This is a genomic window from Gordonia westfalica, from assembly GCF_900105725.1.
Taxonomy (GTDB): Bacteria; Actinomycetota; Actinomycetes; order Mycobacteriales; family Mycobacteriaceae; genus Gordonia; species Gordonia westfalica.
Map to the genome: position 1 here is coordinate 4,140,622 of NZ_FNLM01000034.1, position 25,409 is coordinate 4,166,030.

General features: G+C 65.1%; 24 protein-coding genes and 1 pseudogene. 11 read left to right on the top strand and 14 right to left on the bottom strand.

The window, feature by feature from the left end; all coding sequences use genetic code 11:
- Positions 1 to 122 precede the first annotated feature (122 nt).
- Together BLU62_RS24455 and BLU62_RS24460 are read left to right on the top strand one after the other, a co-directional pair.
- Positions 123 to 1,034: a MurR/RpiR family transcriptional regulator gene (locus BLU62_RS24455; RefSeq protein WP_074852444.1), complete on the top strand. Its 912-nt coding sequence runs from the start codon at positions 123 to 125 to the stop codon at positions 1,032 to 1,034.
- Positions 1,035 to 1,197: 163 nt separating this feature from the next.
- On the top strand, positions 1,198 to 2,028 hold the full coding sequence (locus BLU62_RS24460; RefSeq protein WP_074852445.1) for an aldo/keto reductase: 831 nt from the start codon (positions 1,198 to 1,200) through the stop codon (positions 2,026 to 2,028).
- Between the two features lie 51 nt (positions 2,029 to 2,079).
- Here BLU62_RS24460 and BLU62_RS33995 read toward each other — a convergent pair whose 3' ends face one another.
- Positions 2,080 to 2,583 (bottom strand): UTRA domain-containing protein, encoded by a 504-nt coding sequence (locus BLU62_RS33995; protein ID WP_244278311.1) that lies wholly within the window; start codon positions 2,581 to 2,583, stop codon positions 2,080 to 2,082.
- A gap of 6 nt (positions 2,584 to 2,589) precedes the next feature.
- On the opposite strand from BLU62_RS33995, the gene BLU62_RS34420 reads away from it, so the two are divergent.
- Entirely contained in the window at positions 2,590 to 2,721 is a 132-nt protein-coding gene (locus BLU62_RS34420) for a hypothetical protein (RefSeq protein WP_280141554.1), read from the top strand.
- On the opposite strand, the pseudogene BLU62_RS34970 reads toward BLU62_RS34420, so the two are convergent.
- The 6 genes and pseudogenes from BLU62_RS34970 to BLU62_RS24490 all read right to left on the bottom strand — a co-directional run.
- Positions 2,704 to 2,913 (bottom strand): annotated as a pseudogene (locus tag BLU62_RS34970) (GntR family transcriptional regulator); the annotation flags it as partial. The gene BLU62_RS34420 and the pseudogene BLU62_RS34970 sit on opposite strands and share 18 nt — an antisense overlap.
- Positions 2,877 to 3,674: an ABC transporter permease gene (locus tag BLU62_RS24470; RefSeq protein ID WP_074852447.1), complete on the bottom strand. Its 798-nt coding sequence runs from the start codon at positions 3,672 to 3,674 to the stop codon at positions 2,877 to 2,879. The gene BLU62_RS24470 and the pseudogene BLU62_RS34970, both read right to left, overlap by 37 nt.
- Positions 3,675 to 3,804: 130 nt before the next feature.
- Positions 3,805 to 4,590: an ABC transporter permease gene (locus BLU62_RS24475; protein ID WP_159441580.1), complete on the bottom strand. Its 786-nt coding sequence runs from the start codon at positions 4,588 to 4,590 to the stop codon at positions 3,805 to 3,807.
- Between the two features lie 17 nt (positions 4,591 to 4,607).
- A complete protein-coding gene (locus tag BLU62_RS24480) occupies positions 4,608 to 5,318 on the bottom strand; it encodes an ABC transporter ATP-binding protein (RefSeq protein WP_208863662.1) in 711 nt (236 codons plus the stop codon).
- A 239-nt stretch (positions 5,319 to 5,557) separates the two neighbouring features.
- Positions 5,558 to 7,030 (bottom strand): ABC transporter substrate-binding protein, encoded by a 1,473-nt coding sequence (locus BLU62_RS24485; RefSeq protein WP_139180071.1) that lies wholly within the window; start codon positions 7,028 to 7,030, stop codon positions 5,558 to 5,560.
- A gap of 480 nt (positions 7,031 to 7,510) precedes the next feature.
- Positions 7,511 to 8,833: an NtaA/DmoA family FMN-dependent monooxygenase gene (locus BLU62_RS24490; protein ID WP_074852450.1), complete on the bottom strand. Its 1,323-nt coding sequence runs from the start codon at positions 8,831 to 8,833 to the stop codon at positions 7,511 to 7,513.
- 260 nt (positions 8,834 to 9,093) lie between these two features.
- Between BLU62_RS24490 and BLU62_RS24495 the strand changes: the two genes are divergently transcribed.
- The 3 genes from BLU62_RS24495 to BLU62_RS24505 all read left to right on the top strand — a co-directional run bounded on the left by BLU62_RS24495 (position 9,094) and on the right by BLU62_RS24505 (position 11,222).
- Entirely contained in the window at positions 9,094 to 9,408 is a 315-nt protein-coding gene (locus BLU62_RS24495; RefSeq protein WP_074852451.1) for a hypothetical protein, read from the top strand.
- Positions 9,409 to 9,441: 33 nt separating this feature from the next.
- On the top strand, positions 9,442 to 10,311 hold the full coding sequence (locus BLU62_RS24500) for an aldo/keto reductase (protein ID WP_208863663.1): 870 nt from the start codon (positions 9,442 to 9,444) through the stop codon (positions 10,309 to 10,311).
- Positions 10,312 to 10,391: 80 nt separating this feature from the next.
- Positions 10,392 to 11,222, top strand: coding sequence for an aldo/keto reductase (locus BLU62_RS24505; RefSeq protein ID WP_074852452.1), 831 nt, complete (start codon positions 10,392 to 10,394; stop codon positions 11,220 to 11,222).
- A 56-nt stretch (positions 11,223 to 11,278) separates the two neighbouring features.
- On the opposite strand, the gene BLU62_RS24510 is transcribed toward BLU62_RS24505, so the two are convergent.
- The 5 genes from BLU62_RS24510 to BLU62_RS24530 form a co-directional block, all read right to left on the bottom strand.
- On the bottom strand, positions 11,279 to 12,055 hold the full coding sequence (locus BLU62_RS24510) for a class I SAM-dependent methyltransferase (RefSeq protein ID WP_074852453.1): 777 nt from the start codon (positions 12,053 to 12,055) through the stop codon (positions 11,279 to 11,281).
- A gap of 389 nt (positions 12,056 to 12,444) precedes the next feature.
- Complete coding sequence (locus BLU62_RS24515) at positions 12,445 to 13,818, bottom strand: IS1380 family transposase (protein ID WP_280141564.1); 1,374 nt, start codon at positions 13,816 to 13,818, stop codon at positions 12,445 to 12,447.
- Positions 13,819 to 13,961: 143 nt separating this feature from the next.
- Positions 13,962 to 15,356: a xylulokinase gene (locus BLU62_RS24520; RefSeq protein WP_074852454.1), complete on the bottom strand. Its 1,395-nt coding sequence runs from the start codon at positions 15,354 to 15,356 to the stop codon at positions 13,962 to 13,964.
- On the bottom strand, positions 15,353 to 16,828 hold the full coding sequence (locus tag BLU62_RS24525; protein WP_074852455.1) for a mannitol dehydrogenase family protein: 1,476 nt from the start codon (positions 16,826 to 16,828) through the stop codon (positions 15,353 to 15,355). The genes BLU62_RS24520 and BLU62_RS24525 overlap by 4 nt, the downstream gene beginning before the upstream one ends.
- Positions 16,825 to 17,877, bottom strand: coding sequence for an NAD(P)-dependent alcohol dehydrogenase (locus tag BLU62_RS24530; RefSeq protein ID WP_074852456.1), 1,053 nt, complete (start codon positions 17,875 to 17,877; stop codon positions 16,825 to 16,827). The genes BLU62_RS24525 and BLU62_RS24530 overlap by 4 nt, the downstream gene beginning before the upstream one ends.
- A 123-nt stretch (positions 17,878 to 18,000) precedes the next feature.
- Between BLU62_RS24530 and BLU62_RS24535 the strand changes: the two genes are divergently transcribed.
- The 5 genes from BLU62_RS24535 to BLU62_RS24555 are packed head-to-tail and all read left to right on the top strand — an operon-like array spanning position 18,001 to position 23,400.
- Complete coding sequence (locus tag BLU62_RS24535; protein ID WP_074852457.1) at positions 18,001 to 19,044, top strand: sugar-binding transcriptional regulator; 1,044 nt, start codon at positions 18,001 to 18,003, stop codon at positions 19,042 to 19,044.
- Positions 19,041 to 20,390, top strand: a complete 1,350-nt coding sequence (locus BLU62_RS24540) for an ABC transporter substrate-binding protein (RefSeq protein WP_074852458.1) — start codon at positions 19,041 to 19,043, stop codon at positions 20,388 to 20,390. The genes BLU62_RS24535 and BLU62_RS24540 overlap by 4 nt, the downstream gene beginning before the upstream one ends.
- Positions 20,391 to 20,392: 2 nt before the next feature.
- On the top strand, positions 20,393 to 21,352 hold the full coding sequence (locus BLU62_RS24545; protein ID WP_074853252.1) for a carbohydrate ABC transporter permease: 960 nt from the start codon (positions 20,393 to 20,395) through the stop codon (positions 21,350 to 21,352).
- Positions 21,352 to 22,239: a carbohydrate ABC transporter permease gene (locus tag BLU62_RS24550; RefSeq protein WP_074852459.1), complete on the top strand. Its 888-nt coding sequence runs from the start codon at positions 21,352 to 21,354 to the stop codon at positions 22,237 to 22,239. Before BLU62_RS24545 ends, BLU62_RS24550 begins: the two co-directional genes overlap by 1 nt.
- Before the next feature lie 54 nt (positions 22,240 to 22,293).
- Positions 22,294 to 23,400 carry an ABC transporter ATP-binding protein gene (locus BLU62_RS24555; RefSeq protein WP_074852460.1) on the top strand — a complete coding sequence of 369 codons (1,107 nt, stop codon included), beginning with the start codon at positions 22,294 to 22,296 and terminating at the stop codon, positions 23,398 to 23,400.
- Between the two features lie 89 nt (positions 23,401 to 23,489).
- Here the strand turns inward: BLU62_RS24555 and BLU62_RS24560 are convergent, their stop codons facing one another.
- Positions 23,490 to 24,272, bottom strand: a complete 783-nt coding sequence (locus BLU62_RS24560) for a sulfite exporter TauE/SafE family protein (protein ID WP_074852461.1) — start codon at positions 24,270 to 24,272, stop codon at positions 23,490 to 23,492.
- A gap of 69 nt (positions 24,273 to 24,341) precedes the next feature.
- Positions 24,342 to 25,301, bottom strand: coding sequence for a DUF808 domain-containing protein (locus BLU62_RS24565; protein ID WP_074853254.1), 960 nt, complete (start codon positions 25,299 to 25,301; stop codon positions 24,342 to 24,344).
- Positions 25,302 to 25,409: the final 108 nt, after the last annotated feature.

The window sequence follows — 25,409 nt, forward strand, 5'->3', positions numbered from 1 at the left end:
CGTAACGTGTAAAACGTTTGTTTCCGGGTATTCCGACTCTTGTCCGCCTAGAATGCGCCGATCGCTGTCTCGCCCGGCGCTCTCACATCCGGCGGCGCCGGCGCGCCGATTAGACTTCGCCCATGACTCAGGGTGCACCGCTCGAGGGGACCGTCGCGCAACGCATCCGCCAGGTTCGCGGGTCGTTGGCTCCCGGCGAACTCCGCGTGGTCGCGGCTCTCACCGACGGATATCCCACTGCAGGTCTCGTTCCCATCGCGCAACTCGCCGGCGAGGCAAAGGTATCCGCGCCGACCGCCCTGCGACTCGTGAGCAAACTGGGGTTCTCCGGGTACGGCGCGTTCCAGGAGGCTCTGCGCGACGAGGTGCAGACACGCCTGTTCTCACCCGTCACCGTCTATCCGACAAGCGATGATTCGGACCCCGAGCAGTTGGGTCGGTCGACAGGTGACTCCGCTCTGGCCGACGCGGCGGTGCTCTACACCGAGGGCGTTCGCGCGACCGTCAACAATCTGTCGAAGGACGACCTCGCCGCGGCGGTCGCGGCACTCGCCGACACCGACCGTCGTGTGATGCTCATGGGGGGCAGGTTCACCTCGGTCCTTGCTGCCCAACTCCACCAGTACCTGCGCATGCTGCGCCCCGGCGTCGTCCTGATCCCACCCGGTTCGGCGGATCGCATGGCCGCGATGACCGACGTGGACGATCGCACCGTCGCTGTCCTCTTCGACTATCGCCGGTACCAGCAGACCACGATCGAATGGGGGCTGCGGGCCGCCGAGCGCGGTGCTCAACTGGTGCTGGTCACCGACGTCTATCTGTCCCCCCTGGCCTCCCAGGCGGCATCGGTCCTGACGACCAGCCACACCGGACCGGGCCCCTTCGACTCGATGGCGCACGGATTCGTCTTGACCGAGCTGCTGGTCTCGCTGGTGACGAAAGAGCTCGGGGAACCGGCCCGGAGCCGACTCGCCGACTTCGAGGAGATGCAGCTCACCGAGGAGCGCGAGCGGCGCCTTCCTCGGAAGAACTGACGCGTCGGAGCAATCGGCGCAGGTCAAACGGTGTGCAGGAATATTCCCCGCCCAGGCGTGCCTTGAAACCGAACATGGTCGTGCGACTTCCGGCCAGGGTTGACCCGGCGACGCAGTGCCGACGTACGACCCCGTCTCGCCACTAGGAAAGGACAGATCGCGTATGACAGTCCCGAACATCACGCTCAACAACGGGGTCACGATCCCGCAGCTGGGATTCGGCGTTTTCCAGGTCCCGCCCGAGGACACGAGAGCGGCGACGCTGACCGCTTTCGAGGTCGGGTATCGGCACATCGACACCGCCGAGATGTACGGCAACGAGAAGGGGGTCGGTGAAGCGCTGCGCGATTCCGGTCTCGCCCGCGACGAGGTGTTCATCACGAGCAAGCTGAACAACGGATTCCACGACTTCGACGATGCGCTGAAGGCGCTCGACAGGACGAATGCCGACCTCGGTGTCGACCAAGTCGACCTGTTCCTGATCCACTGGCCGCTGCCCGAGGTGGGTGACTACGTCCAGACCTGGAAGGCCCTCGAGAAGGCCTACGCCGAGGGCAAGGCACGCGCCATCGGTGTGTCGAACTTCCAGCAGTCCCATCTCGAGCGGCTGTTCGCCGAGACCGATGTGGTCCCGGCCGTGAATCAGATCGAGGTGCATCCGTATCTGTCGCAGAATCCTTTGCGTGCCTTCAACTCCCAGCACGGCATCGCGACCGAGGCATGGTCGCCGATCGCGCAGGGAAAGGTCGTCGACGACCCGGTCATCACGAAGATCGCAGAGGCCAAGGGACGTTCGGCCGCTCAGGTCACGTTGCGGTGGCACATCCAGCGGGGCGACATCGTCTTCCCCAAGTCGGTGACGCGCGCCCGCGTCGAGGAGAACTTCGCGCTCTTCGACTTCGAGCTGTCCGACGACGAGGTAGCGGCGATCGACGGTCTCAACACCGATGATCGCATCGGCCCCGATCCGGATACGTTCAACTACGTCCCCTGACCTGCGGGACGCGAACGGGCGGGCCACCTCACGGGTGGCCCGCCCGGTTCGTCATACGGCGCGTCGTTGGTGGCGGAAGGACTCGTTGAAATCGGCCACCCACGTACGTGGCTTCTTGGACGTGGCAATCACGCGGTCAGACGTCAAGATGACGCGATCCGCTCGATACTGGGCGAACCCGTACTCCCAGGTGACACCCCGCGCGTCGCGCAGCACTTGTTCACGCACCAACAGCGCGGAACCCGGTTCGACGCCGAGGATGCCGGCGATCTCGGGATCGGCAACGCGTGCGTCTACGGAGACATCGATCGAACCGAAGTCCACACCGGGGTACTGGATGGGGAATTCAACCTCCAGGGTGTGCATCTGGGCAGATCCCTGCAGGAGTGACCCTGAGTTCGCCCCCGCGGCGAAGGTCGTCAGCACGCCGATGGGTTCGCCGCCGACCGACAACAGCACCTCGCACATCGTGACGTCGGACTCCCGGTCGCCGAGGCGCATCTCGAGGTAGCTGTTGCCGGTCATGGTGAATGTCTCGAGACGGCGATATGTCATCACCTGATGGGAATCTTCGGGCACTATGTCCTGCACCGGAATCGGGATGGGCTCGCTGCGGACGGTGGTGCCCACCGCGGGACGTCGCTGTACGAGACCGTCAACCGCAAGCCGCTGCATCGCTTCGCGGACGGCTGAACGCGAGAACCCGAAGTTGCCTTGGATCGAGCGCTCGTCGAGGGTAAATCCAGAGGGGAGTCGACCGGACTTGATGGCGAATCTCAAGAGCGTGTACGCCCGGTGGCTGAAGTTCTGTCGGCGGATTCTTGTCGTGGTCATGTCGTCTGTTCTCCCTACTCGCTCCAGCGCGTGATGCGCCCGAACGCCCATCCCGCTAATGCAAACGTGAGCCCGGCGCAGATCACGACGTGCAATCCGACGAGGGCGATGATGTTGGTGTGCCCGAACTGTTCGGATTGGTTGACGATGTTGCCCAGTCCCGTGGGCTGGCCCAAGAACTCCGCGGCGATGACCATGCTCCAGCTCTGACCGAGGGCGAGCATGATCCCGCCACGTACTTGCGGTACTGCCGCCGGGATCACGACAGTGAAGTAGGTCCGGAGGCGTCCTGCGCCCAGGGTTCGTGCGGAGTTCGAGAATGCCTCCGGCACAGCGGCAATGGCGGTTTCCGCCACGACGAAGACGATGGGAAATGCCGCCACCGCGACGAACAGGACCGCGCCGGTGTCGGTGTTTCCGAACCAGAGCCCGAAGAGCGGCATCATCGCGAGCAGCGGAATCATTCGCGCGGAGTGGGCGGGAAACCGGAACAGACGGCGACCGATCCGCGACCATCCGACGATGCACGCGACAACGAGGCCCGCGCCCATTCCCAACAGCAGGCCCCCGGCCAGCCTGCCCAGGGTCACTGCCGTGTGGTAGAAGATCGACAGCAGCGCACCGGAATACGTTTCTGCATGTCCGGATCCGGTTGTCGGTACCCCGAGACCTCCGACCCACCAGTTCGACAACGATCGGAAGGCGCCGGCGAGGTCGATGATGTTGGGAACCAGTCGCTGTCCGGATATCGAACTCGTTCCGGCGACCATCGACACGAGGTGCCAGAGCACGAACAGGGCCACGAACGTCACGATCGCAGCACGCGCGGACCGCGGACCGATCCGCGGCGATCTGGGTTTGCGCCAGCGAACAGTCAGCGCCGGGCGCGGTAGTCTTCGTTGGACAATGCTTCCAGCGGTCATTTTCGGAAACTCCCCCTTCTCACGCTTGCCAGCGCGTCAACAATTTGCCCAACGTCGTCACTGCGCCGTCCACCAGCAATGCGGTCACAACCACGCAGAGCAACATGGCGAAGATTGCGTCCACAGCACCGATATTGGCTGTGGCCTTGATGATTCGACCGGCGCCGTTGTTGCCGCCGACCAGTTCCGCGACGCATTGCCAACCCCAACCGGCCGCCAACGACACTCGGATCGCCGACATGGCGTTGGGAACGATCGCAGGCAGCATGACGCGCGTGACCACTGTCGTCTCCGACGCGCCGAGTGTGCGAGCGTAGTTCGCATACTGTCCCATGACGGTCATCGCCGAGGACTGGACCGAGACCGCCACCGTGATGAACGCCGACACGACCACCAGTCCCGTCTGTGCGAAGGTGCTGGTCCCGAACCAGATCAGCAGAAACGGTAGGAGCACCATCAGAGGTACAGTGCCGGCGACGATCAGCACTGGTTGCGCGTAGGAACGGAAGACCGGAAAGACCGCGAGGATCACGCCGACGAGTAGGCCTGCGATGCTGCCGACCCCGACGCCTGCCACGACGTGGACTGTGGTGAAGACGAGCGCGCTCTTGATTCCACCGGTGGAGAAGTCGAAGAACTGAACGGCAGGGATGCCGTTCCAGCCGTCCTGAATTGCGGAGAGAGTCTGGCCAATGGTCGGGACCTGGCTGCGGGTGGTGACCAATGTGGCCGCGTACCAGAACAGCATCACCAGCCCGATTCCGGCGACCTCGAGAATGAGGTCGGCCGGCCGGAACCGGGTCACCCACCGAGTCATCACACTCACCGTGCACTACCGACCGTGTCGCCGACCGCATTCTCGAGGTGGTCGAGGACACGCACACGTAGATCTACGAGTTCTGGCGCGGCCAGCATCTCGGGGGTACGCGGATACGGCATGTCCAGTGGCTCGTCGAGCGCGACGCGTCCCCGCACGACGACAATCACGCGAGTCGCGATGGTCAATGCCTCATCGAGATCGTGGGTGATGCACAGAACGGTGTTGTTGACACGCCGCCACAGGTCCAGCAGTACGCCGTAGATGACGTTCCGGCGCGCAAAATCGAGGCCCGTGAAAGGTTCGTCCATGAGTAGGACCTCTGGTTCGTTCGCGAAGACCGCTGCGATCGCCGCACGTCGGCGCATACCGCCGGACAGCTGTTTGGGCCACGCGTCGCCGTACTCTGTCAGACCGACGGCATGCAGAAGATTGTCGACGATCCGCTTGCGTTCCGACTTCGGCAGGCCGCGTGCCCTCAGACCGAACTCGACGTTGCGACGGACCTTCATCCAGTTGAACAGGGTGTCCGCCTGGAAGAGCATCCCGCGATCGGGTCCGGGACCCGTTACGGGCTCGCCGTGAGCACTGATCACTCCCTCATCCGGTGTGATGAACCCGGCCACGAGGTTCATCAGAGTCGACTTACCGTGGCCGGAGGGGCCGATCACGCAGACGAACTCCCCTCTGGGGATGGTGATCGACACACCGTCCACGGCTGTGACCGTGCCTCCGGATGCCAATCGGAAGCGTTTGGTTACGTCGTTGAGTTCAAGTGAAGGGGTCATGTCCGGATGTGTCGTCGCCATCTGATCTCCGTGGGATGTGCGGTTACTTGTTCGACCAGTAATTCCATTGCGGTGCATCGGTTCACGACACTGGGACGGTGCACGATGACGTATCACCGACGGTCTCACCCATCAACTGTCGTCGCGTGTGAGACCGCCGGCGATGGCTACTGCTGCGCGGTCGGCGAGGCTGCCGACAGCGTCCGGTAGGCGTCCAGGAAGTTGAAGGCGTCGTAGTATGCCTGCGCCTTGGTTTTCACCTCGTCGGATGCCGTCGAGATGCTCACCGCCTGGTCGTACTTGGTCTTCAGCTCGTTCATGATGTGGTAGACCTGACCGCCGACGACGAAGTCGGTCGGCGAGACGTCTCCCTTGATGACGCCGTGGCCCTTCGCAGTTGCGATCTGGGCCTCGTACACAGGGCCGAGCCCCAGCGGGTAAGTCGGATCATCGTAGAACTTGGCCGAGTCGCCGAATCCGACCATCTGATAGAAGTCCCGGAAGATCCGCATCGATTCCTCGAGGGACAGGTTGAAGCCGGTTGCCTGATTGAGATGGGGAAGCGAGACCGCAAGTGCTTCCTCGGGTTTGGTCTGAATGTAGTCGATGATCCGCCAGTACACCGACTGAAAGCGCAGGACGGTGTCGAGGTTCTCGCCGATGTAGGACGAGGTGGCTGCGAGCGACACATGGCCGACGCCGGCAGCGACTCGGTCGTCTCCCGCCGGCAGATTGTCTGCGAGATCCTGGAAGGCGAAGATCGGGGTGAAACCCATGTTGAGCAGCTGAATGGCCTGCGCTGCACCCGATACCATCGCGACATCGGTCCCGCCGCCCTTGGCGAGGTTGACGATCTTCGTGTCTTCGAGCACCTGCACGTTCTTGAGGTCACCCGTCGTCTTGTCTGCGATGCTCAGCAGGGCGTTCAAGAGATTGTGCGGCGCCGGTTGGTCGGACAGTGCGATTCGCTCGGGTTGGATCTCGTCGACGACGCTGCTTACGGCCGCGTTGAAGTCGGCGCCATCCACGAGGAAATCCGAGAGCGGTTTCAGGCCGGACGACGGAGAAGCCAGCACGTAGTTGCCGATGAACATGTTGGTCACGCCGAAGCTCTTGATCGACGGTTGCTGCTCGTACTTGTTGACTCGGGTCGGCAGGAAGTCGAGCGTCGTGTCGAGAGCACCGGAGACCAGATTCGCGGAAGTTTGACTGTCCAACTGGGTCTGTCCCTGGGCCGGTTCGAGATTGATTCCCGCTTCTTTGAACCAGCCCTTCTCGATGCCGATGAACCCGATGGTCGTATCGCCATAAGGCCACATCGCGAACTTGACGTCGACGTTGGGGACCTCGTCACCTGGGGCCGGGGTGAAATTACTCAGGATAGATGTCAGGGCTTCGTTTGCAGCCGCCGAGCTGGCCTCGTTCTCCCCTGACCCACAACCCGTCAGAAGTGCACCGACAGCGATGCCGACGGTCCCGGCGGCCAGCACCCCCCTTGTCATTCTGCGCTGTTTCCAAGCGCGAAGGCCTCTATTCAACATGTGTACTTGTCTCCTCATTGTCAAAAAGAGGGTGTGCGAAAGAATTCGCAGATCCCTCGAAGTAATATGAGCTTTCACAGTGCTCTTGGCCGTCGGCAACTCCAATACTGTTTCGCCGGTCGAACAGTCCGTCAAACGGAAGGCGACTTCCTAACGAGCGGGTAACATAGCCTCGCCTGTCTTGCCTCCGGCGTAACAGTGGCGCAAATATCGAGTAGCTGACCTGAATGTTCGATCGATGTCTGCCTGCTCTGGCAGCCGCCTGGTGTCGGGTGTTCCGACCGAGTATCCATGTGTTGGAGCTGGAGTCGTCCGGAGGTGCCGCAGGCTGTTCGGTACCTGCATCGGTGAACGACGGAGTGGGTGGAATGTGGTGGCGAACTCTCCTCGAGGTGCTTCCGCCGCGATTCAGCATTGAACGCAAGCATTGAATATTAATCCCCAACCAAATATTCACCATTGAATAGGTCTGTTGATTTATGGCGAGCAGTGATCCGGTTAAACAGGAATATTCTTGAATGAATGACCACCTCGTCGAAAGGCATCGCCGCGGCCGCTTCGTCACGGCCCTGGCGCTACTCAGTCCCAGTTGGACAGGTTCTCGCGGAATGTTCGGCCGGAGTATCCGGTGCGGATGAGTCTCTGCCGCTGAAGCTCCGCGCACAATCCGTCGGTGATCTCCGTCAGCGTGCGACGGGACAGCTCGTCGTCGATGCCCTGGATGAGGAATCCGTCCGGACGCTCAGTGCTCTTCATGACCTCGTCCATCTGAGCCGCAATGGTCTTCGCCGACCCTACGAAGTCCATGCCGTAGTTCATGGGGCCGGTCACCAAGTCGTAGAGCGTCTTCCCTTCGGCGGCCGCCGCGAGCATGAGCTTGTGGGTTGTGGTCTCACCGTTGCCCAACTCGGTGGGGATCGGTCCGTGACGGTCGTACTTTGCGTAGTCGATCTCGCCGCCACTGGTGTATGACATCGTCCAGAGGCGCTTCTCGATCTCATCGGGATGGGTCCGATGATCCACTGAACGCTGGTAACGCTCCTTTCCGGCGGCATCGTCCTCGCCGATGAAGGCGTGTGCCATGAAGAAGATATGAAGGTCCTCGGGATCCCGGCCGTACTCGCGCAACCGACGATCCATGTCGGCCCGGAACTCGACCATGTCCTCCGGGGACTTCACGAGTCCGAGCATGACGTCTGCATTTCGCGCGGCCAGATCGCGGCCGGGCGCAGACCCGCCGGCCTGTGCGATCACCGGCCGGCCCTGCGGGCCCGGGACGGTGTTCAACGGACCGCGGGTCCGGAAGTATTTGCCGACGAAGTCGACCGGGTGCACCTTCTTGTGATCCGCGAAGCGTGGTTCTTCGAGGTCGTGGACGAGTGCGCCCTCCTCCCACGAACCCCACAGAGCGTTCACCGCATCCATCCACTCCTCGGCCATCTGGTACCGCTCGGCGTGGTCGAAATGTCGTTCGTAACCGTAGTTCTGGGCGACCCGGTGACTCACCGACGTCACGACATTGAGGCCCACCCGACCTTCGGTGAGATGGTCGAGCGTCGCACCGAGTCGTGCAGCCATGTACGGGTGGTACTGGATGGTGGAGATGGTGGAGACGATGCCGATGTGCCGCGTGAACGTGCTCAGCAGCGGCACGAGCGGCATCGGGTCGTTCTTCGGAGCCATCTCGGCGTACTTGAGTGTCGTCTCCGCGGTTCCCCCGTATGTGTCCTCGACCATCGCCGAGTCCTCCATGAAGAACATGTCGAAACCGCCACGTTCGAGCCCTCGTGCCACATCGATCCAGAAGTTCGGCCCGGTCCACTCGGAGGCGTGGTTACCTGCCCATGGGCCCGTCCATGTCTTCGGACTGTATCCGTTGACGAACCATCCCAGTTTGAACAAGTTCTCTTCCTTTCGTCGGGCCTGATGAGGCGAAGTGCCTGTGCGAAGGGAAGTTACGGACTCAGCATTACGGCGGGTTTGCGCCGTTATACATCGTCGTTTCGCCATCAGAGACGCTGTCGGTGCCGTGGCGAGGGCGGTTCCCGGCGCGATCCGCGGCGCAATCACGGCTCAACCCGCAGTTGATACGCGCGTAATTGGCGGCCGAAAACATTGCGGTGCAGCAGATGAACCGAACCCAACGACGAAGGAGAGCAAGCATGCAGAAGATCTTTGTGATGTACCGGTTGGCCGAAGGCGTGTCGATGGACGAGTATCGGAAGTGGTCAACCACCGTCGATCAGATCATCACTCCGATGCAGGATTCGGTGATCCGGTTCATGCCATGCGAGATTCTCGGCAGTGACCGCGAGGACGCGCGGATCCAGATTGTCGAAGACATCGAGGTCGACAGTTACGAGGCCTTCCAGTCCATGACCTCCAGCAGTCCTGAGATGAGGACCGTCATCGAGGGGTTCGAACGGATGGCAGATCAGGCGAGTGTCGTGACGCTCTACGGCGAGCGCGTGAAGTAGCCGACAGTCCCGGTGAGAGGAGCTGTGACAGAGGTGGATTACATCTATCTGGCGGAAAAGCGGGTGAGCCGGTTGGGATTCGGGATGTGGCCGTTGTCTGGCCTTCCGAAACGTCCGGCATGGGACGAAGCGATCGCGTTGATCCATTGGGCACTCGATCGGGGCGTCTCGATTCTGGACACCGCCGACAGCTACCACCTTCCGGATGAACCCGTCGGATACGGCGAAGTGTTGGTGGCGGATGCGCTGCGGCAGTGGGGTGGGCGACGCGAGGACGTGCTCGTGGCGACGAAGGGTGGGCGGGCGGTCAACCCCGACGGTTCACGCTATTGCACTGGAGGCCCGAGCCAGCTGACAGCGGCGGCGGAGGCATCCAGGGAGAGGCTGGAAGTCGACATCATCGACCTCTACTACTTCCATCGGCCTGATCCCGAGGTTCCGTTCGCGCAATCGGTCGAAGCGCTTGCGCAACTGGTCGACAAAGGCGTGATCCGGACTGCCGGCGTCTCGAACGTCGATCGGGGCCAGATCCTCGTGGCGAAGGAGATCCTGGGAGAGAGTCTCGTGGCGGTGCAGAACCAGTACTCGTTCTGGTTTCGCAGTAGCGAGAGCGAAATCGATCTGGCAGCGGACCTCGGGTTGGCCTTCTTCCCCTGGAGCCCGTTCGGGGGGCCGGACCGGAAGTCCGGTGTCTATGAGATCGGGGCGCTCGCCGAAGTTGCGAATTACGCGCGAGCATCGCGCCACCAGACTGTCCTGGCCTGGATGCTGGCCCGCTATGAGCGGATGGTTCCGATTCCCGGTACCCGTAGGGAAACCGCTCTCAAGGACTTACTCGGCGCCTATGACGTGAAGCTCGACGACCTCAGTCTGACAGCGCTCGACGGCATCGTCGCGCAGTGACGTCCATCGAGTGTTCCGCTGAGTCTTTCAATCCCTCGGAGGGCGCAAGTATCAGAACTCGAATCGAAGGAGGGGCAGAGATGATCACCCCGAACATCACGCTCAACAACGGGGTCACGATCCCGCAGCTGGGATTCGGCGTTTTCCAGGTCCCGCCCGAGGACACGAGAGCGGCGACGCTGACCGCTTTCGAGGTCGGGTATCGGCACATCGATACCGCCGAGATGTACGGCAACGAGAAGGGGGTCGGTGAAGCGCTGCGGGATTCCGGTCTCGCCCGCGACGAGGTGTTCATCACGAGCAAGCTGAACAACGGATTCCACGACTTCGACGATGCGCTGAAGGCGCTCGACAGGACGAATGCCGACCTCGGTGTCGACCAGGTCGACCTGTTCCTGATCCACTGGCCGCTGCCCGAGGTGGGTGACTACGTCCAGACCTGGAAGGCCCTCGAGAAGGCCTACGCCGAGGGCAAGGCACGCGCCATCGGTGTGTCGAACTTCCAGCAGTCCCATCTCGAGCGGCTGTTCGCCGAGACCGATGTGGTCCCGGCCGTGAATCAGATCGAGGTGCATCCGTATCTGTCGCAGAATCCTTTGCGTGCCTTCAACTCCCAGCACGGCATCGCGACCGAGGCATGGTCGCCGATCGCGCAGGGAAAGGTCGTCGACGACCCGGTCATCACGAAGATCGCAGAGGCCAAGGGACGTTCGGCCGCTCAGGTCACGTTGCGGTGGCACATCCAGCGGGGCGACATCGTCTTTCCCAAGTCGGTGACGCGCGCCCGCGTCGAGGAGAACTTCGCGCTCTTCGACTTCGAGCTGTCCGACGACGAGGTCGCGGCGATCGACGGTCTCAACACCGATGATCGCATCGGCCCCGATCCGGATACGTTCAACTACGTCCCCTGACCTGCGGGACGCGAACGGGCGGGCCACCTCTCACAGGTGGCCCGCCCGTTGTCGTCTCAGGCCCGTCTGGTGAGTGAGGCCCGCAGCTGGCTGAATCGGAAGAGCGCAGTGTCGCCGACGATCTCCTGGTACCGGTCGATCACCGCGGAGACGAACCCGTCGATCTCCGCATCGGTGATCCGGCTCGTCCAATCGGAGGCGCCCACCCCGAACCACGCACGGAAGTCGTCGATCGAATCGAATTGCCAGGACAGGTCTTTGACCGTCAGGTCGTCGACGGTGAACCCGGCTTCCGCGGCGAGATCGCCGAAGTGGGACGGTTCGACGTGAACGTACGGCGCGCTGAATCCCTCGAAACTGCCGGACCATCGAGGATCGGCGGCGACCTGCATGGCGACGTCCTCGATGCTCGGCCGCTCGGTAGCGCACACCATCTGCAGCACGGCGCGTCCACCGCCGACGAGGCTGCGGGCGATCTGACGCAGGGCCTCACCCTGCTCGTGGACCCAGTGCAACGCATTGAACGAGACCGCGATGTCGAAGTCCTCCTCGAACGGCAACGCGAGCACGTTGTCGACGTGGAACTGGACGCGCAGCATGTCGAACGGCACACGCGCCAGAGCGCGATCGATCATCCGGTGCGAGGGGTCGACGCCGACCACCGAGCCGTCGGGGAGTCGCTCGGCGAGCAACATGGTGATGAACCCGTCCCCGCAGCCGACGTCGAGAAGTCGCTCGTTCCCGGAGAGCGCGAGATCGGCGATCGACTCCTCCGCGACCATCCGCTGAAGCCCGCTCACCTCCGCGTACCTTGCACCATCCCAGTCGATCATGGCATCTCCCGCCGTCGGAGCAATGACCTCCATCGTCCACCGCGGCCGTCGGGCGCGGGCGGGTTCGCGCGAAACCGCGTCACCGCTCTGCTCCCTGAGCTGAGGAGGGCCCGGAGCTTGCGGAGGACGCGTCACCCCTCTGCTCCCTGAGGAGCGTCCGGAGCTTGCGGAGGACGCGTCACGAAGGGCCGCCTGTCGCCCTCGCACCTCAGCCTGAATCTTTCACGGTTGAGTGGGTTTTCGCTGATCGGTTGTCGGTTCGGTGTGCGGTGGTCGGTACTGGTGTGTGGGCGGGGTGGATCGCCAGCGTTCGGTTCGCTGGTTGTTCGGGTTCCTGGGGCGGGGGTTGGGGGCGGCTGTGACCGGGTGCGTTGACCGGGGGGGGCTGGTTACGCGGCGAGGCGTTGCCAGCCGTGGCGTATGTGGTGGTTGTAGGGCCAGTCGGTGGGTAGTCGCAGGGTGGTGGTGCGGGCGTGGGTGATGATTTTGCCGGCGACGGTGAGCAGGCGGTGGCGCAGGCGTTTGGGTTCCCAGCGGCGGATGGGGTGGTGGCGGTGGTAGCCCAGGGTTTGGGTCCAGGCGAGCAGGTCGGAGGCCAGGGCGACGATGTCGAGCCAGAGTTGATTTTTGGCGAATGAGTCGAAGGGCAGGTTGGCCATGCCGGTGTCTTTGAGGCAGCGGATACGGTCTTCGGCGCGGGCGCGTTGGCGGTGACGTAGTTCCAGGGTCGGCAGGGTCCAGCCGCGGCCGCGGGTGTTGGTGGCGAACACGGTGTAGCGGCGGCCCTCGATGTCGGTGATGAGGTGTTGGGCTCCGTTGTGGGGGTATTCGCGGCGCACGATCAGCCGCATCCCGGGTGGCCAGGGTTCGTAGGCGGTTTCTGCATCACGGACCGGGCGCGGCAGGGTGATCTCGGCGACCTGGGCATCAGCGCGCGGATCGGCATCGTCGTTGGTGATCGCGGTGACCCAGGCAGCTTCAGGCAGCATGGCCAACGCGTCTTTGACCAGTTCGGAGATGGTGAACCCGACCGAGTACTGCAGATTCTGCTCGGCCAGGTGGGCCAGGAACTTCTTGGCACACCCGGCCGAATCGGTACGTATGAGCACCTGGGCGCGTTCGGCGGCGGGTAGCTGGGCCAACGCCGCCTCGAGGGCCGCGATGTGCATGTCGGCACCCTTGGGTGAGGCACCTCCACGCCGTAGGTCCAGGTGCAGGGTCTCCCCGGTGCCGAAGGCGCCGTGGTCGACGAACGAACACATCGGGGAATGCCCGAACACCCGTTTATAGGTTTTCTGGGCCTGTTCTTTCGCCGAGCCGGCCGTCACGGTAGTGGCATCGAGATCGACGATCACCAGCCCGCCATCGACGCTGCCCGCGATGCCCTCCAACGGGCGGGCGGTGGCCCACACCCGCTCCCGCGCTGCGGCGCGAGCCGCACTGATCGCGGTACTGACTGCCTCGACATCAGCAGCTAGCCGGGTGATCACCCGCGACATCGTGGGATCCGAGGCCACCTGCCCGTACACCTGTGGCTGAGCCCGGACCGCGGCCACATCGGCCACGCAGTCACCACCGGCGGCCAAGGTCATCGCCAGATCCAGCACGATCTTGGCCGGGTCGTGGACGGCGGCCGTTGTCCGCCACGGCGCCATGGCCGCGGTCAGGTCAGCGCCCAGGCCCGAGACGTCCACGGTTTTCGTCAGCAACACTGCGCCCGAGGTCGTCACCACCGACTCCGTGCGCGTGGGGTCCACCATCATCTTGGGATACACGTTATTCTTCACCTGCGAGGTGCCTTTCTCCCTGTGACTATTTGTTTGTGGTGAATCAATAATCACAAGGCAGACAGGCACTTTCGCGTATCACACGCCGGACGTCAGCAACATCAGTGAAATATCCAGGCTCAGGGAGCGGAGGCGGCTACTGCGTCCGCGATCTCGCGGTAGCGCTCATACACTTCAGGAGTAGCTGTTGCGGTGAGTGTCTCGCGCGGCACATCCCACTCCGGCAGCTCGCCGGTGAGGGCCCAGGCGGCTTGGCGGGCGGCACCGAGGGCCACGTGCTCGCCGTCGGCGGGGATCTCGACCTCGCCTCCGAAGAGCGCCGGTGCGATCGCCCGCACCGCAGCCGATTTCGCGCCGCCGCCGGTGAGCAGGACGCGTTCGACGCGTTCGCCCTGTTCCTCGATCTTCTCGCGGCAGTACACGAGCGACGCGATCAGTCCCTCGACCGCTGCGCGGGCGATCGTCGCCGGGCTGAGGTTGCCGGCGGTGATACCGGTGAGGGTGCCGGTGGCGTCGGGGAGGTTGGGGGAGCGTTCGCCCGCGAACCAGGGCACCATCGTCAGCCCTCCGGCGCCGGGGTCGGCCGAGATCGCAAGTCGTGCGAACTCGTCGAAGTCGACGCCGAGCATCTTCGCCGTCGACGCCAGCACCGGCGCGCCGTTGAGAGTGCATACCAGCGGCAGGTGCCGGCCGGTGGCGTCGGCGAAACCGGCGACGAGACCGGCAGCGTCGCAGGGGGCGGTGTCCGACACCGCGCAGACGACACCCGAGGTGCCCAGGGACACCACCGCGTCCCCGCGTCGGGCATGGAGTCCGAGGGCGGCTGCCGCGTTGTCACCCGCACCGGCGCCGACGACCACATCGGTGGAGGTGGTTCCTGCCCGGTCGCCCGGACCCAGGACGACGGGTAGGACCGGTCGCCGCCCGCGAAAGGCCAACTCCAGGAGATCGTCGTGGTACTCGCCGGAGGCCGCGCCGAAGTATCCGGTTCCCGACGCGTCGCTGCGGTCGGTGGTCAGCTCGGCGAGGTCCGTGCTGCCGCGGAGCCGCCAGGTGAGCCAGTCGTGCGGAAGGCACACGGCTGCCGTGGCATCGGCGCTCCCGGGTTCGTTGTCGGCGAGCCAGCGGAGCTTGGCCGCGGTGATCGCCGCGACCGGGACGACGCCCACCGCCTCGGCCCACGCCCCGGGTCCGCCGAGCTCGTCGACCAGGTCGGCGGCACTCAACGCCGACCGAACGTCGTTCCACAACAACGCATCCCGCACGACGCGCCCCGACTCGTCCAGACACACCATCCCGTGCTGCTGTCCTGCCACCGACACCGCGGACACGTCGTCGAATCCGCCGGCCGCGGCCACCGCTGTGCCGAGGGCATCCCACCAGCGGTCGGGGTGAACCTCGGCGCCGGGCGGGTGCGGTGCACTCGCCGAACGGATGACCGCACCGGTGTCGGCGTCGCAGATGACGACCTTGCACGACTGGGTCGATGAATCGATGCCGGCGACCAGGGTCATGAGAGCAACTCGGTGAGTGTGGCGCGGGCACCCTTGGTGCGCAGGGATTCCAGCGCAGACAGATACGGCGTCGTGAACAGTTCCTCCTCGGCGAGAGTCCCGAACAGCTCACGGTCGGCGACGAAGGCCAGCGGATCGGTGCGCGACCGCTTCGCCCGCGGAACCAGCTCCGAGGCAAGGGGATCGACGACATCGATCGGCTCGCCCTGTTCATCGGTGCCCTCGGCGTACCGGGTCCAGCTCGCGACCACCGCCGCGGCGAGTTCGCTGCGCTGCCCGGTTGCCAGCCGTTCGGCGATGACCGGCAGCAGCCACTTCGGGATCCGATCCGACGAGTCCTGGCACAGTCGCGCGATGGTGTCCGCGATGGCCGGGTTGGCGAAGCGTTCGAGCAGCGTGTCGATGTAGGCGTCGACGTCGACGCCGGGGAGTTCTTGAAGGGTGGTCTTGCCCTCCTCGGTCATGTAGCGGCGCAACAGGGTTCGGATGTCGTCATCCGACGCGGCGTCGTGGACATAGCGATAGCCGAGAAGGTAGCCGAAGTAGCACAGGGCCTGGTGGCCGGCGTTGAGCAGCCGCAGTTTCATCAATTCGTAGGGGGTCACGTCGTCGACGACCTGCACACCCACCGCCTCCAGCGCGGGCCGGCCCATCGAGAAGTCGTCTTCGAGGACCCACTGGGTGAAGGGTTCGGCGACCACCGGCCACGCGTCGACGATCCCGGTGCGCGCGGCGACCTCGTCGGCGAGCTCGGGAGGCGTTGCGGGAGTGATGCGGTCGACCATCGAGTTGGGGAAGCGGGTGTTGCTCTCGATCCAGTCGGCGAGGTCCTGATCACGAAGCCGCGCGTAGGCGAGGAACGTCGACCGCGCCATGTGCCCGTTGCCCTGGATGTTGTCGCAGGACATGACCGTGAACGACGGGACACCGCGTTCGCGGCGTCGTGCGAGTGCCTCGGTGACGAGACCGAACACGGTGCGCGGAGGTGCCGAGCCCTCGAGGTCGGCGACGATGTCGGGGTTGCCGGCGTCGAACTCGCCGGTCGACGGGGAGAAGTTGTAGCCGCCCTCGGTCACGGTCAGCGACACGATCCGGGTCGCCGGATCACTGAGGCGCTCCAGGACCTTCTCGGGATCGTCAGGCGCGAAGAGATATTCGACGATCGAACCGATCACCGACGTCTCGACCTCGCCGTGCGGGTGCTTCAACGTGAGGGTGAACAGGCCGTCCTGGGGGACGAGCGCGTCGCGCATGGCGGCGTCGGCCGGCCGGACGCCGACACCGCAGATGCCCCACTCCCCGGCACCGGGATCCGCTGCGAGCAAGCGGTCGAGGTACATGGCCTGGTGCGCGCGGTGGAACGCGCCGACGCCGAAGTGCACGATGCCGGGGACGACGGTGGTGCGGTCGTAGGCGGGGACATCGGCGCCGCTGATCCGGGTCAGCGCGTCGGCATTCAGCGAGGTGCTCATCGGCCGGCCTCTCCTGTCTGTGTGGTGTCGTGTTGATGGTTCTCGGGCCACGTCGAGATGCCGGGATAGACGACGGCCTTGATGTTCCCGGGCCGGAGGTCGGCGTTGAGCGCGTCGGCCAGTTCGTCGAGGCCGAACCGGGCGGTGACCATGGCGTCGAGGTCCACCGCGCCGGTGCGGACGAGTGCCAATGCCGTCGGCCAGGTATTGGAGTACCGGAACACCCCGGTCACGACGAGTTCGCGGTTCTGGATGAGCGTGACGGGCAGCTCCATCGTGTCGGCACCCATGCCGACGAGGACGACATGACCGCCCGGCCGTACCCGGGTCATGCCATCCCGGACGGCGGCAGCGACGCCACTCGCGTCGACGAAGGCGTCGACCGCGTCCATCCCGTCGCCCGGCGCCACGGCCTCCGTGGCGCCGAAGTCCGTCGCCCGTCCGCGACGCAGCTCGTCGGGTTCGCTCACCACGATGCGTGTCAGGCCGGACGCCCGCGCCACCTGGGCGATCATCAACCCGATCGGCCCGGCACCGGCGATCAGGACGGAGTCGCCGGCACCCACAGCAGCCTTGCGCAGGGCGGCGATCCCCACCGACAGCGGCTCGAACAGGGCCGCGGCCTCGTCGGAGACCTCCGGCGGTATCGGATGGGCGAAATCCGCTCCGATGGTGACGTATTCGGCGAAGGCGCCGTCGATCGGCGGCGTCGCGAAGAACTCCATGTGCGGACACAGGTGATAGTCCCCGCGTTTGGTCTCGGCGGTCGTCGGATCGGGTCGCTGCGGCTCGATGGAGACGCGTTCGCCGACGCGGTCCGGGCTGACGCCGTCGCCCACCGCCACGATGACGCCGGACGCCTCGTGTCCGAGGACGAGTGGGTCGCGCACGACGTGGTCGCCGATGCGGCCATGACGCAGGTAGTGGGTGTCCGAGCCGCAGACGCCGACCGCCCGCACCGCCACCAGCACGTCGTCCGGCGCCGGGCGTGGTGACCTCCGGGTCTCGGTGCCGACAGACAGATCCGGGCGGAGGACACCGGCCCGCATCACCTCGGGTGCGCCTGGGACGTTCGTATCGGTTGTTGCGTGGCTCACATCTCGGATGCTAGCTTATTGAGCACATTCACCGCCAGTGAGCAAATGCTCACGAGAGAACGGGGGTAAGCCACGATGGCGCCTCGCAAGCAGGCGGTCGACACCGCCGACGACCAGCAGAGTTCGTCGGGACGCTCCGTCGGCCCACGCGGCACCGATACCGGCCAGGACCTGCGGCTCCTGGTCCGCGCCGCGACGATGTACCACCTCGAAGGCCTGACGCAGGCCGAGATCGCTGCTCGGCTGGGCGTCTCCCGACCCACCGCCGGTCGGCTCGTCGCCCGGGCGCGAGCGCAAGGGCTGGTCCACGTCTCCGTGTCGGCGCCGGCGCATCTGTCCTCGTCGATCCACACCGAACTCGAGCGCGCGGTCGAGGAGACGCTCGGCCTCGACGAGGTCCTGGTCATCGACGAGATCGCCGACGGCTCGACCACCGGCAACGCCGCACTGGGACGGGCCGGCGCATCGGTCCTGACCCGACGCATCCAGGCCACCGACACCTTCGGATTCACCTGGGGGCCCGAGCAGGTCGCGGTCGCCGACGCCATGGGCGCCTCGGCATCGTGCCAGCGGGTCGTACAGATGGACGGTTCGATGACCTCCGTCGAATACCACACGGGCGTCGATCATGCTCTGTCGAGATTCTCCGAACGCCTGCACGCCCGCCCCCTCCGATTGGTCGCGCCGCTCTACGTCGATCCCGAGACGGTCACCGCGGTGAACCGCGATTCGATTCTGTCGCAGTCGCTCTCGGCAGCCCGCGGAGCGCAGGTCATGCTCTTCGGAGTGGGGTCGGTGTCGACCTCCACGACCCTCTTCGAAGGGTCCTTCATCGACGCGATCGTCCTCGACGAACTCATCGAACTGGGCGCGGTCGGCGAGATCGGCGGCCGGTTCTACGACGCGAACGGAACGGCGGTGGCGTCCAGCCTGGTCGACCGGACCGTCTCGGTCCCGCTCGACGCGGTCCGGGCGTGTCCCACCTCGATCCTCGTCTCCGGCGGTGAGCACCGGCAGGAGTCCATCCTCGGTGCCCTCCGAGGTGGCTACGCGACGATTCTGGTCACCGACGTGGCGACGGCGGAATGGCTTGTGTTGCAAGAGAAAGGCGAACAATGAAGTTCTCCCGACACCGAATGTTCGGCGCCCTCGTGGCGACCGTGGCGCTGGTGATGACCGGCTGTTCCGGCGCCGGCTCACTCACCGGCGGAGGCGGGCGCGAGATCACCGTGGCGATGGTCTCCAACTCGCAGATGCAGGACGCAGTCGCGCTGTCCGGCCAGTTCGAAGAGCAGAACCCCGGTGTCTCGGTGAAGTTCGTGACGCTCTCGGAGAACGAGGCCCGCGCCAAGATCACCGCCTCGGTCGCCACCGGCGGCGGCGAGTTCGACGTCGTGATGATCAGCAACTACGAGACCCCGATGTGGGGCGAGTACGGCTGGCTCGTGAACTTGAGCCCGTACATGGATGCCGATCCCGAGTACGACGCCGACGACTTCATCCCGACGTTGAAAACCGCGCTGTCCCACGACGGATCGATGTACTCGGCGCCGTTCTACGGCGAGTCGTCCTTCCTCATGTACAACAAGAAGCTGTTCGAGCAGGCCGGGGTCTCCCTCCCGCCGAATCCGACCTGGCCCGAGGTGGCGGAGGTCGCGAAGAAGCTCGACAACGATCGCACCGCGGGAATCTGCCTGCGCGGCAAGCCCGGCTGGGGTGAGGTGCTCGCTCCGCTCAACACCGTCATCAACGCCTTCGGCGGTCGCTGGTACGACGAGGACTGGAACGCGCAGCTCGACAGCCCGGAAGTCGAGGCGGCCGTGCAGTTCTACGTCGACACCGTCCGCAATTACGGTGAAGCCGGCGCGTCGTCGTCGGGCTTCCAGGAATGCGGAAACCTGCTCTCCCAGGGGCAGGTCGCGATGTGGTACGACGCCACCTCGGCGGTCTCGGTCCTCGAGAGCCCCGAGACCTCGTCGATCGCCGGCGACGTCGGCTACCTTCCGGCGCCGAGTATGGCCAAGCAGGACAACGGCTGGCTCTACACCTGGTCGCTCGGCATCCCGTCGAGCAGCAAGCATCCCGACGAGGCGTGGTCGTTCATCCGCTGGATGACGAGCAAGAGCTACATCGAGTACGTTTCGGACAAGCTCGGCCCCAGCCACATTCCGCCGGGTAGCCGACTGTCGACCTATGAGCTGCCCGCGTACAAGGAGCTCGCGAAGCCGTTCGCCGAGCAGACCCTGACCGCGATGCAGGCGGCGGATCAGCTGAAACCGACGCTGAAGCCGGTGCCCTACACCGGAGTCCAGTTCCTCGCTATCCCGGAGTTCCAGGATCTCGGAACCCGTGTCAGCCAACAGATCTCGGCGGCGATTGCCGGGCAGATCAGCGTCAGGGACGCGTTGGCCCAGTCCCAGGAGTATGCCGAGGTCGTCGGCAGGTCCTACCAGAGGGAGCAGTGATCATGGCCACCGCAGTCTCCACGCGCTCGCCCGAGGAATCCTCGCCCGAGCGGACACCATTGACGTCCTCACGTGACCGCATCTCGCGGGCGGAGGGCTGGCGCCGCCGCGGACCCCTGCTGCCGGCCCTGATCTTCGTGATCGTGGTCACGCAGATCCCGTTCGTGTTCACCCTGTACTACTCCACCCAGTCATGGAACCTGGTGCGCCCGGACTCCCGAGCGTTCGTCGGCCTCGACAACTACGTCGCGGTCTTCGGCGACAGCCAGTTCTGGCGGGTCACCGTCAACACGATCCTGCTGATCGTCGGCACCGTTCTCGTCTCGGTGATCCTCGGGCTGATCTTCGCGCTGCTCCTGGACCGGAAGTTCCTGGGCCGCGGCGTGGTCCGAACACTGCTGATCACGCCGTTCCTCGTCACCCCGGTGGCGGCGGCACTGCTGTGGAAGACCAGCCTGTTGTCTCCGACGAACGGCCTGGTGAACTGGGCGCTGAGCCCCTTCGGCATCGAGACCGACTGGCTCTCCGAGTTTCCGCTGATGAGCGTCATGGCCGAATTGGTCTGGCAGTGGACGCCGTTCATGATGCTGCTCATCCTCGCCGGGCTGCAGTCGATGCCGCGTGACATCCAGGAGGCGGCCCGCGTCGACGGCGCCACGAGCTTCCGCCTGTTCCGGGAGCTGACGCTGCCGCATCTGCGGCGGTTCATCGAACTGGGCGCCGTGCTCGGCGCGATCTACCTCGTCAACACCTTCGACGCGGTGTACATGATGACCTCCGGTGGGCCCGGGGTGTCGAGCTCCAACCTCTCGTACTACATCTACCAACGCGCCTTCCTCGGCTTCGACATCGGTCAGGCCGCGGCGATGGGTGTCGTCACGGTGGTCGGCACGATCGCCGTCGCCACGCTGGCACTGCGTCTGATCTTCAAATCATTCTCCGGAACAGAGGAGCCGGCCTGATGAGCACCGACATCCGCCCCGACCGCGCCGCGGCGCGTCCCGCAGAAGTGCAGTCCGGCAACGAGATCCGTCGACGCCGCAATCCCCGGGCAGGCCTGCTCACCGCGGTCACCTGGATCATCGCCATCGGGTTCTTCTTCCCCGTCCTCTGGATGGTCCTGACCGCGTTCAAGCAGGAGAGCGACGCGGCCACCAACCCGCCGACCTTCTTCTTCGAGCCCACTCTGCAACAGTTCCGCGACGTCTTCGACGCGGGAATCGCCACACCACTGCTCAATTCGTTGTTCGCGACCATCGTGTCGACGATCGTGGTGCTGCTGCTCGGCGTACCCGCCGCGTTCGCCCTGTCGCTACGACCGGTGCGAAAGACCAAGGACGCCTTGTTCTTCTTCATCAGCACCAAGATGCTGCCGATCGTCGCGGCGATCATCCCGCTGTACGTCATCGTCGGCGAGATCGGAATGCTCGACAACATCTGGACGCTGGTGATCCTCTACACCGCCATGAATCTGCCGATCGCGGTGTGGATGATGAGGTCCTTCTTCCTCGAGGTGCCCGGCGAACTGCTGGAGGCGGCGAGTATCGACGGCGCCAGCCTGTGGACGTCGGTGCGGGAGGTGATCCTGCCACTGATCTCGCCCGGGATCGCCGCCACCGCACTGATCTGCGTGATCTTCTCGTGGAACGAATTCTTCTTCGCGGTCAACATGACCGCGGTGAACGCGCAGACCATGCCGGTGTTCCTGACCGGCTTCATGTCCGGGCAGGGCCTCTACTGGGCGCAGCTGTCGGCAGCGTCGGTCCTCGCCGCACTACCGGTCGTCATCTGCGGCTGGATCGCCCAGAACAAGCTGGTCCGCGGCCTTTCGTTTGGAGCCATCAAATGATCGCCGCCCACACCCACCGACTCGAAAACCTCTGAGACAGAACCGGAGAACATCATGGCTTCCATCACCTACGACAAGGCCTGCTGCGTCTACCCGGGCGCGGACAAGCTGGCTGTCGACTCCCTCGACCTCGACATCAACGACGGCGAGTTCGTCGTCCTCGTCGGACCGTCGGGTTCGGGTAAGTCCACGGCGCTGCGCATGCTCGCCGGACTCGAGGACATCGACTCCGGACAGATCCGCATCGGCGGCGACAACATGGTCGGGGTCGCACCCAAGGACCGCGACATCGCGATGGTCTTCCAGAACTACGCGCTGTACCCGAACAAGACCGTCGGGGAGAACATGGGATTCGCGCTCAAGATGCGTGGCGTGCCCACCGAAGAACGCAAGCGCAAGGTCGCCGAGGCCGCCAAGCTGCTCGACCTCACCGACTTCCTCGACCGCAAGCCGGCCAAGCTCTCCGGAGGTCAGCGCCAGAGGGTGGCCATGGGTCGCGCGATCGTGCGCGAACCGCAGGTGTTCTGCATGGACGAGCCGCTGTCCAACCTCGACGCAAAGCTGCGCGTCCAGACCCGCACGCAGATCGCCGCCCTGCAGCGTCGGCTCGGCACCACCACGGTCTACGTCACCCACGACCAGGTCGAGGCCATGACCATGGGCGACCGGGTCGCGGTCCTCAAGAACGGTCAGCTGCAGCAGTTCTCGACCCCGACCGGCCTCTACGACAAGCCGGTCAACGCCTTCGTCGCCGGGTTCATCGGCTCGCCCGGGATGAACCTCTTCACCGCACCCGTCGTCGACGGCACCATCACCGTCTCCGGTGGCGCCGTGGACATCGACGCCGAATCCGAGGCGGCACTGCGTCGTTCCGGCCTCGACTCGGTGATCGTCGGCATCCGTCCGGAACATCTGGCGCTCGCCGGCGGCGACACCGGGCTCGACGCCGAGGTCGCGCTGCTCGAGGAACTCGGCAGCGAGACCTACATCTACGCCAACCTCGCCGACCAGTCGGTACGGAACCTGGACGGCGAACCGATGGTGATGGTCGCGCGGTCCGCCGAGCGGTCACCGGCCAAGCGCGGTGACGGCATCCGGCTGCGCCAGGCCGACAAGGCCGTCCATCTGTTCGACCCGTCGACCGGCGATCGTCTGGTGTAGCCCGCTGGTTGAGCGGCGTGCCTTGCTAATTGAGCGGTGTGTCTCTGCTGGTTGAGCGGTGTGTCTCTGCTGGTTGAGCTCCGTCGAAATCACGCCAACAGTCGCCACAGCCCGATCAGACCGACGACGACGATCACCCCGCGGAGTGCGCGGGGTGAGAGTCGTCGTCCGTATCGAGCCCCGATGACGCCACCGAGGAGCGAACCGGCGGCGATGAGTGCGGCCGCCGTCCAGTCGATCCGGTCGAAGGCGACCAGCGTGTAGGTGACCGCGGCCACCACGTTCACGACCAGGGACAGCAGGTTCTTGGCGGCGTTCATCCGCTGCAGGTGGTCGGGGACGACGACGCCGAGGACCGCCATGAGCATGATCCCCTGCGCGGCCGTGAAGTAGCCGCCGTAGATGCCGACGGCGAACGTCCCGGCAATCATCGCGGCGATACGCGGTGCGGTCAGGCGAGGCGTTCCGAGGTTCGTCGGCGCGGTGGAGCGGCGGCCGACCCACTTCTGAATCCACGGCTGCGCCACCACGAGGATCAGGGCGGCGATCAGGAGAACCGGCACGACCGCCTCGAACACCGTCTCCGGCAGATGCAGCAGCAACCAGCACCCAACGATCGCGCCGGCGAACGACGCCGGTATCTGCCACCGCAGCTGCGGCCACTGTCCCTCGAGTTCACGGCGGTAACCCCAGGTTCCGGACACGCCGCCCGCGACGAGACCGATGGCGTTGGAGATCGTCGCACTCACCGGCGGGACGCCGAATGCGACGAGCGTCGGGAACGTGATGAGGGTGCCGCTACCGACGACCGCATTGATGGCGCCCGCACCCACACCGGCCAGCAGGACGGCGAACAGTTCCCATGTGCTCACAGGTTCCGAGGGTGCCCGGTGCGTCGGGTGGGGTGATCACCGGGGTGGGTGTGGGGCCTCGTCGCTTACTCAACCAGCCGCCGGGGCTGAGTCCTTCTTCTTCCGCTTGGGGATGACGTGCAGGATGGCGACGACGATCGCGCCAACGACGAGGCCGACGAGGGCGGACACCACGGTCCCGGCGGTCCAGGACAGCACGCCGCCGAAGCCACCGTGCACCAGGTCGCCGAACCAGTGCTCGATGTGGTGCAGCTGATCGGCGGGCCAGTGGAACCCGGCCTCACCGACGTTGACGATGAGGATGTGGCCGCCGACCCACAGCATCGCGGCGATGCCGACCACGGTGAGCGTCGCCATTATCTTGGGCATCGCGGTGACCAGGCCGCGGCCGATCTTCTGACTGAACGTCGACTCCCGTTGCGCGAGCGCAAGCCCCACGTCGTCCATCTTCACGATGATCGCGACCACGCCGTAGACCAGCGCGGTGATCAGGAAGGCGACGACGATCAACACGGCCAGACGTGTCCAGAACGGTTCGTCCTCGACCGAGGACAACGAGATCACCATGATCTCGGCCGAGAGGATGAGGTCGGTGCGGATCGCGCCGTTGACCATGGTCTTCTCGAACTCGGGATCGCCCTGCGCAGGGCCCGACGCCTCCTCGTGGTGGCCTCCGGCGATCGCCTCGTAGACCTTCTCCGCGCCCTCGTAGCAGAGGAACAGACCACCGGCGATCAGCAGATACGGCAGGGCCTGGGGAAGGAACTGGCTGAGGATCATCGCGACGGGCAGGATGATCAGGAGCTTGTTGCGGATCGAGCCGACGGCGATCTTCCGGACGATGGGCAGCTCGCGGTCAGGGGTGAACCCGTCGACGTAGCGCGGCGTCACCGCGGTGTCGTCGACGACGACGCCGGCGGCTTTCACGCTCGCCTTGCCTGCGGCCGCACCGATGTCGTCGAGTGACGCGGCTGCGGCACGGGTGAGCGTCGCAATGTCGTCGAGCAAGGCGACGAGACCACTGGCCACGGAGACCTCCAGGTTCACGGGTGTCCAGCTGTGCTGGACGTGTTGTCGAACAGTATGCCGAAGTCGGCGGTGGGGAAGCCGGGGCCTGCTCCGAGATCGGCGGAAATG

Coding starts and splice junctions, on each gene's coding strand:
- BLU62_RS24455 (WP_074852444.1), top strand. CDS start 123: ATGACTCAGGGTGCACCGCTCGAGGGGACCGTCGCGCAACGCATCCGC.
- BLU62_RS24460 (WP_074852445.1), top strand. CDS start 1,198: ATGACAGTCCCGAACATCACGCTCAACAACGGGGTCACGATCCCGCAG.
- BLU62_RS33995 (WP_244278311.1), bottom strand. CDS start 2,583: ATGACATATCGCCGTCTCGAGACATTCACCATGACCGGCAACAGCTAC.
- BLU62_RS34420 (WP_280141554.1), top strand. CDS start 2,590: ATGGGAATCTTCGGGCACTATGTCCTGCACCGGAATCGGGATGGGCTC.
- BLU62_RS24495 (WP_074852451.1), top strand. CDS start 9,094: ATGCAGAAGATCTTTGTGATGTACCGGTTGGCCGAAGGCGTGTCGATG.
- BLU62_RS24505 (WP_074852452.1), top strand. CDS start 10,392: ATGATCACCCCGAACATCACGCTCAACAACGGGGTCACGATCCCGCAG.
- BLU62_RS24510 (WP_074852453.1), bottom strand. CDS start 12,055: ATGATCGACTGGGATGGTGCAAGGTACGCGGAGGTGAGCGGGCTTCAG.
- BLU62_RS24515 (WP_280141564.1), bottom strand. CDS start 13,818: ATGATGGTGGACCCCACGCGCACGGAGTCGGTGGTGACGACCTCGGGC.
- BLU62_RS24520 (WP_074852454.1), bottom strand. CDS start 15,356: ATGACCCTGGTCGCCGGCATCGATTCATCGACCCAGTCGTGCAAGGTC.
- BLU62_RS24525 (WP_074852455.1), bottom strand. CDS start 16,828: ATGAGCACCTCGCTGAATGCCGACGCGCTGACCCGGATCAGCGGCGCC.
- BLU62_RS24530 (WP_074852456.1), bottom strand. CDS start 17,877: ATGCGGGCCGGTGTCCTCCGCCCGGATCTGTCTGTCGGCACCGAGACC.
- BLU62_RS24535 (WP_074852457.1), top strand. CDS start 18,001: ATGGCGCCTCGCAAGCAGGCGGTCGACACCGCCGACGACCAGCAGAGT.
- BLU62_RS24540 (WP_074852458.1), top strand. CDS start 19,041: ATGAAGTTCTCCCGACACCGAATGTTCGGCGCCCTCGTGGCGACCGTG.
- BLU62_RS24545 (WP_074853252.1), top strand. CDS start 20,393: ATGGCCACCGCAGTCTCCACGCGCTCGCCCGAGGAATCCTCGCCCGAG.
- BLU62_RS24550 (WP_074852459.1), top strand. CDS start 21,352: ATGAGCACCGACATCCGCCCCGACCGCGCCGCGGCGCGTCCCGCAGAA.
- BLU62_RS24555 (WP_074852460.1), top strand. CDS start 22,294: ATGGCTTCCATCACCTACGACAAGGCCTGCTGCGTCTACCCGGGCGCG.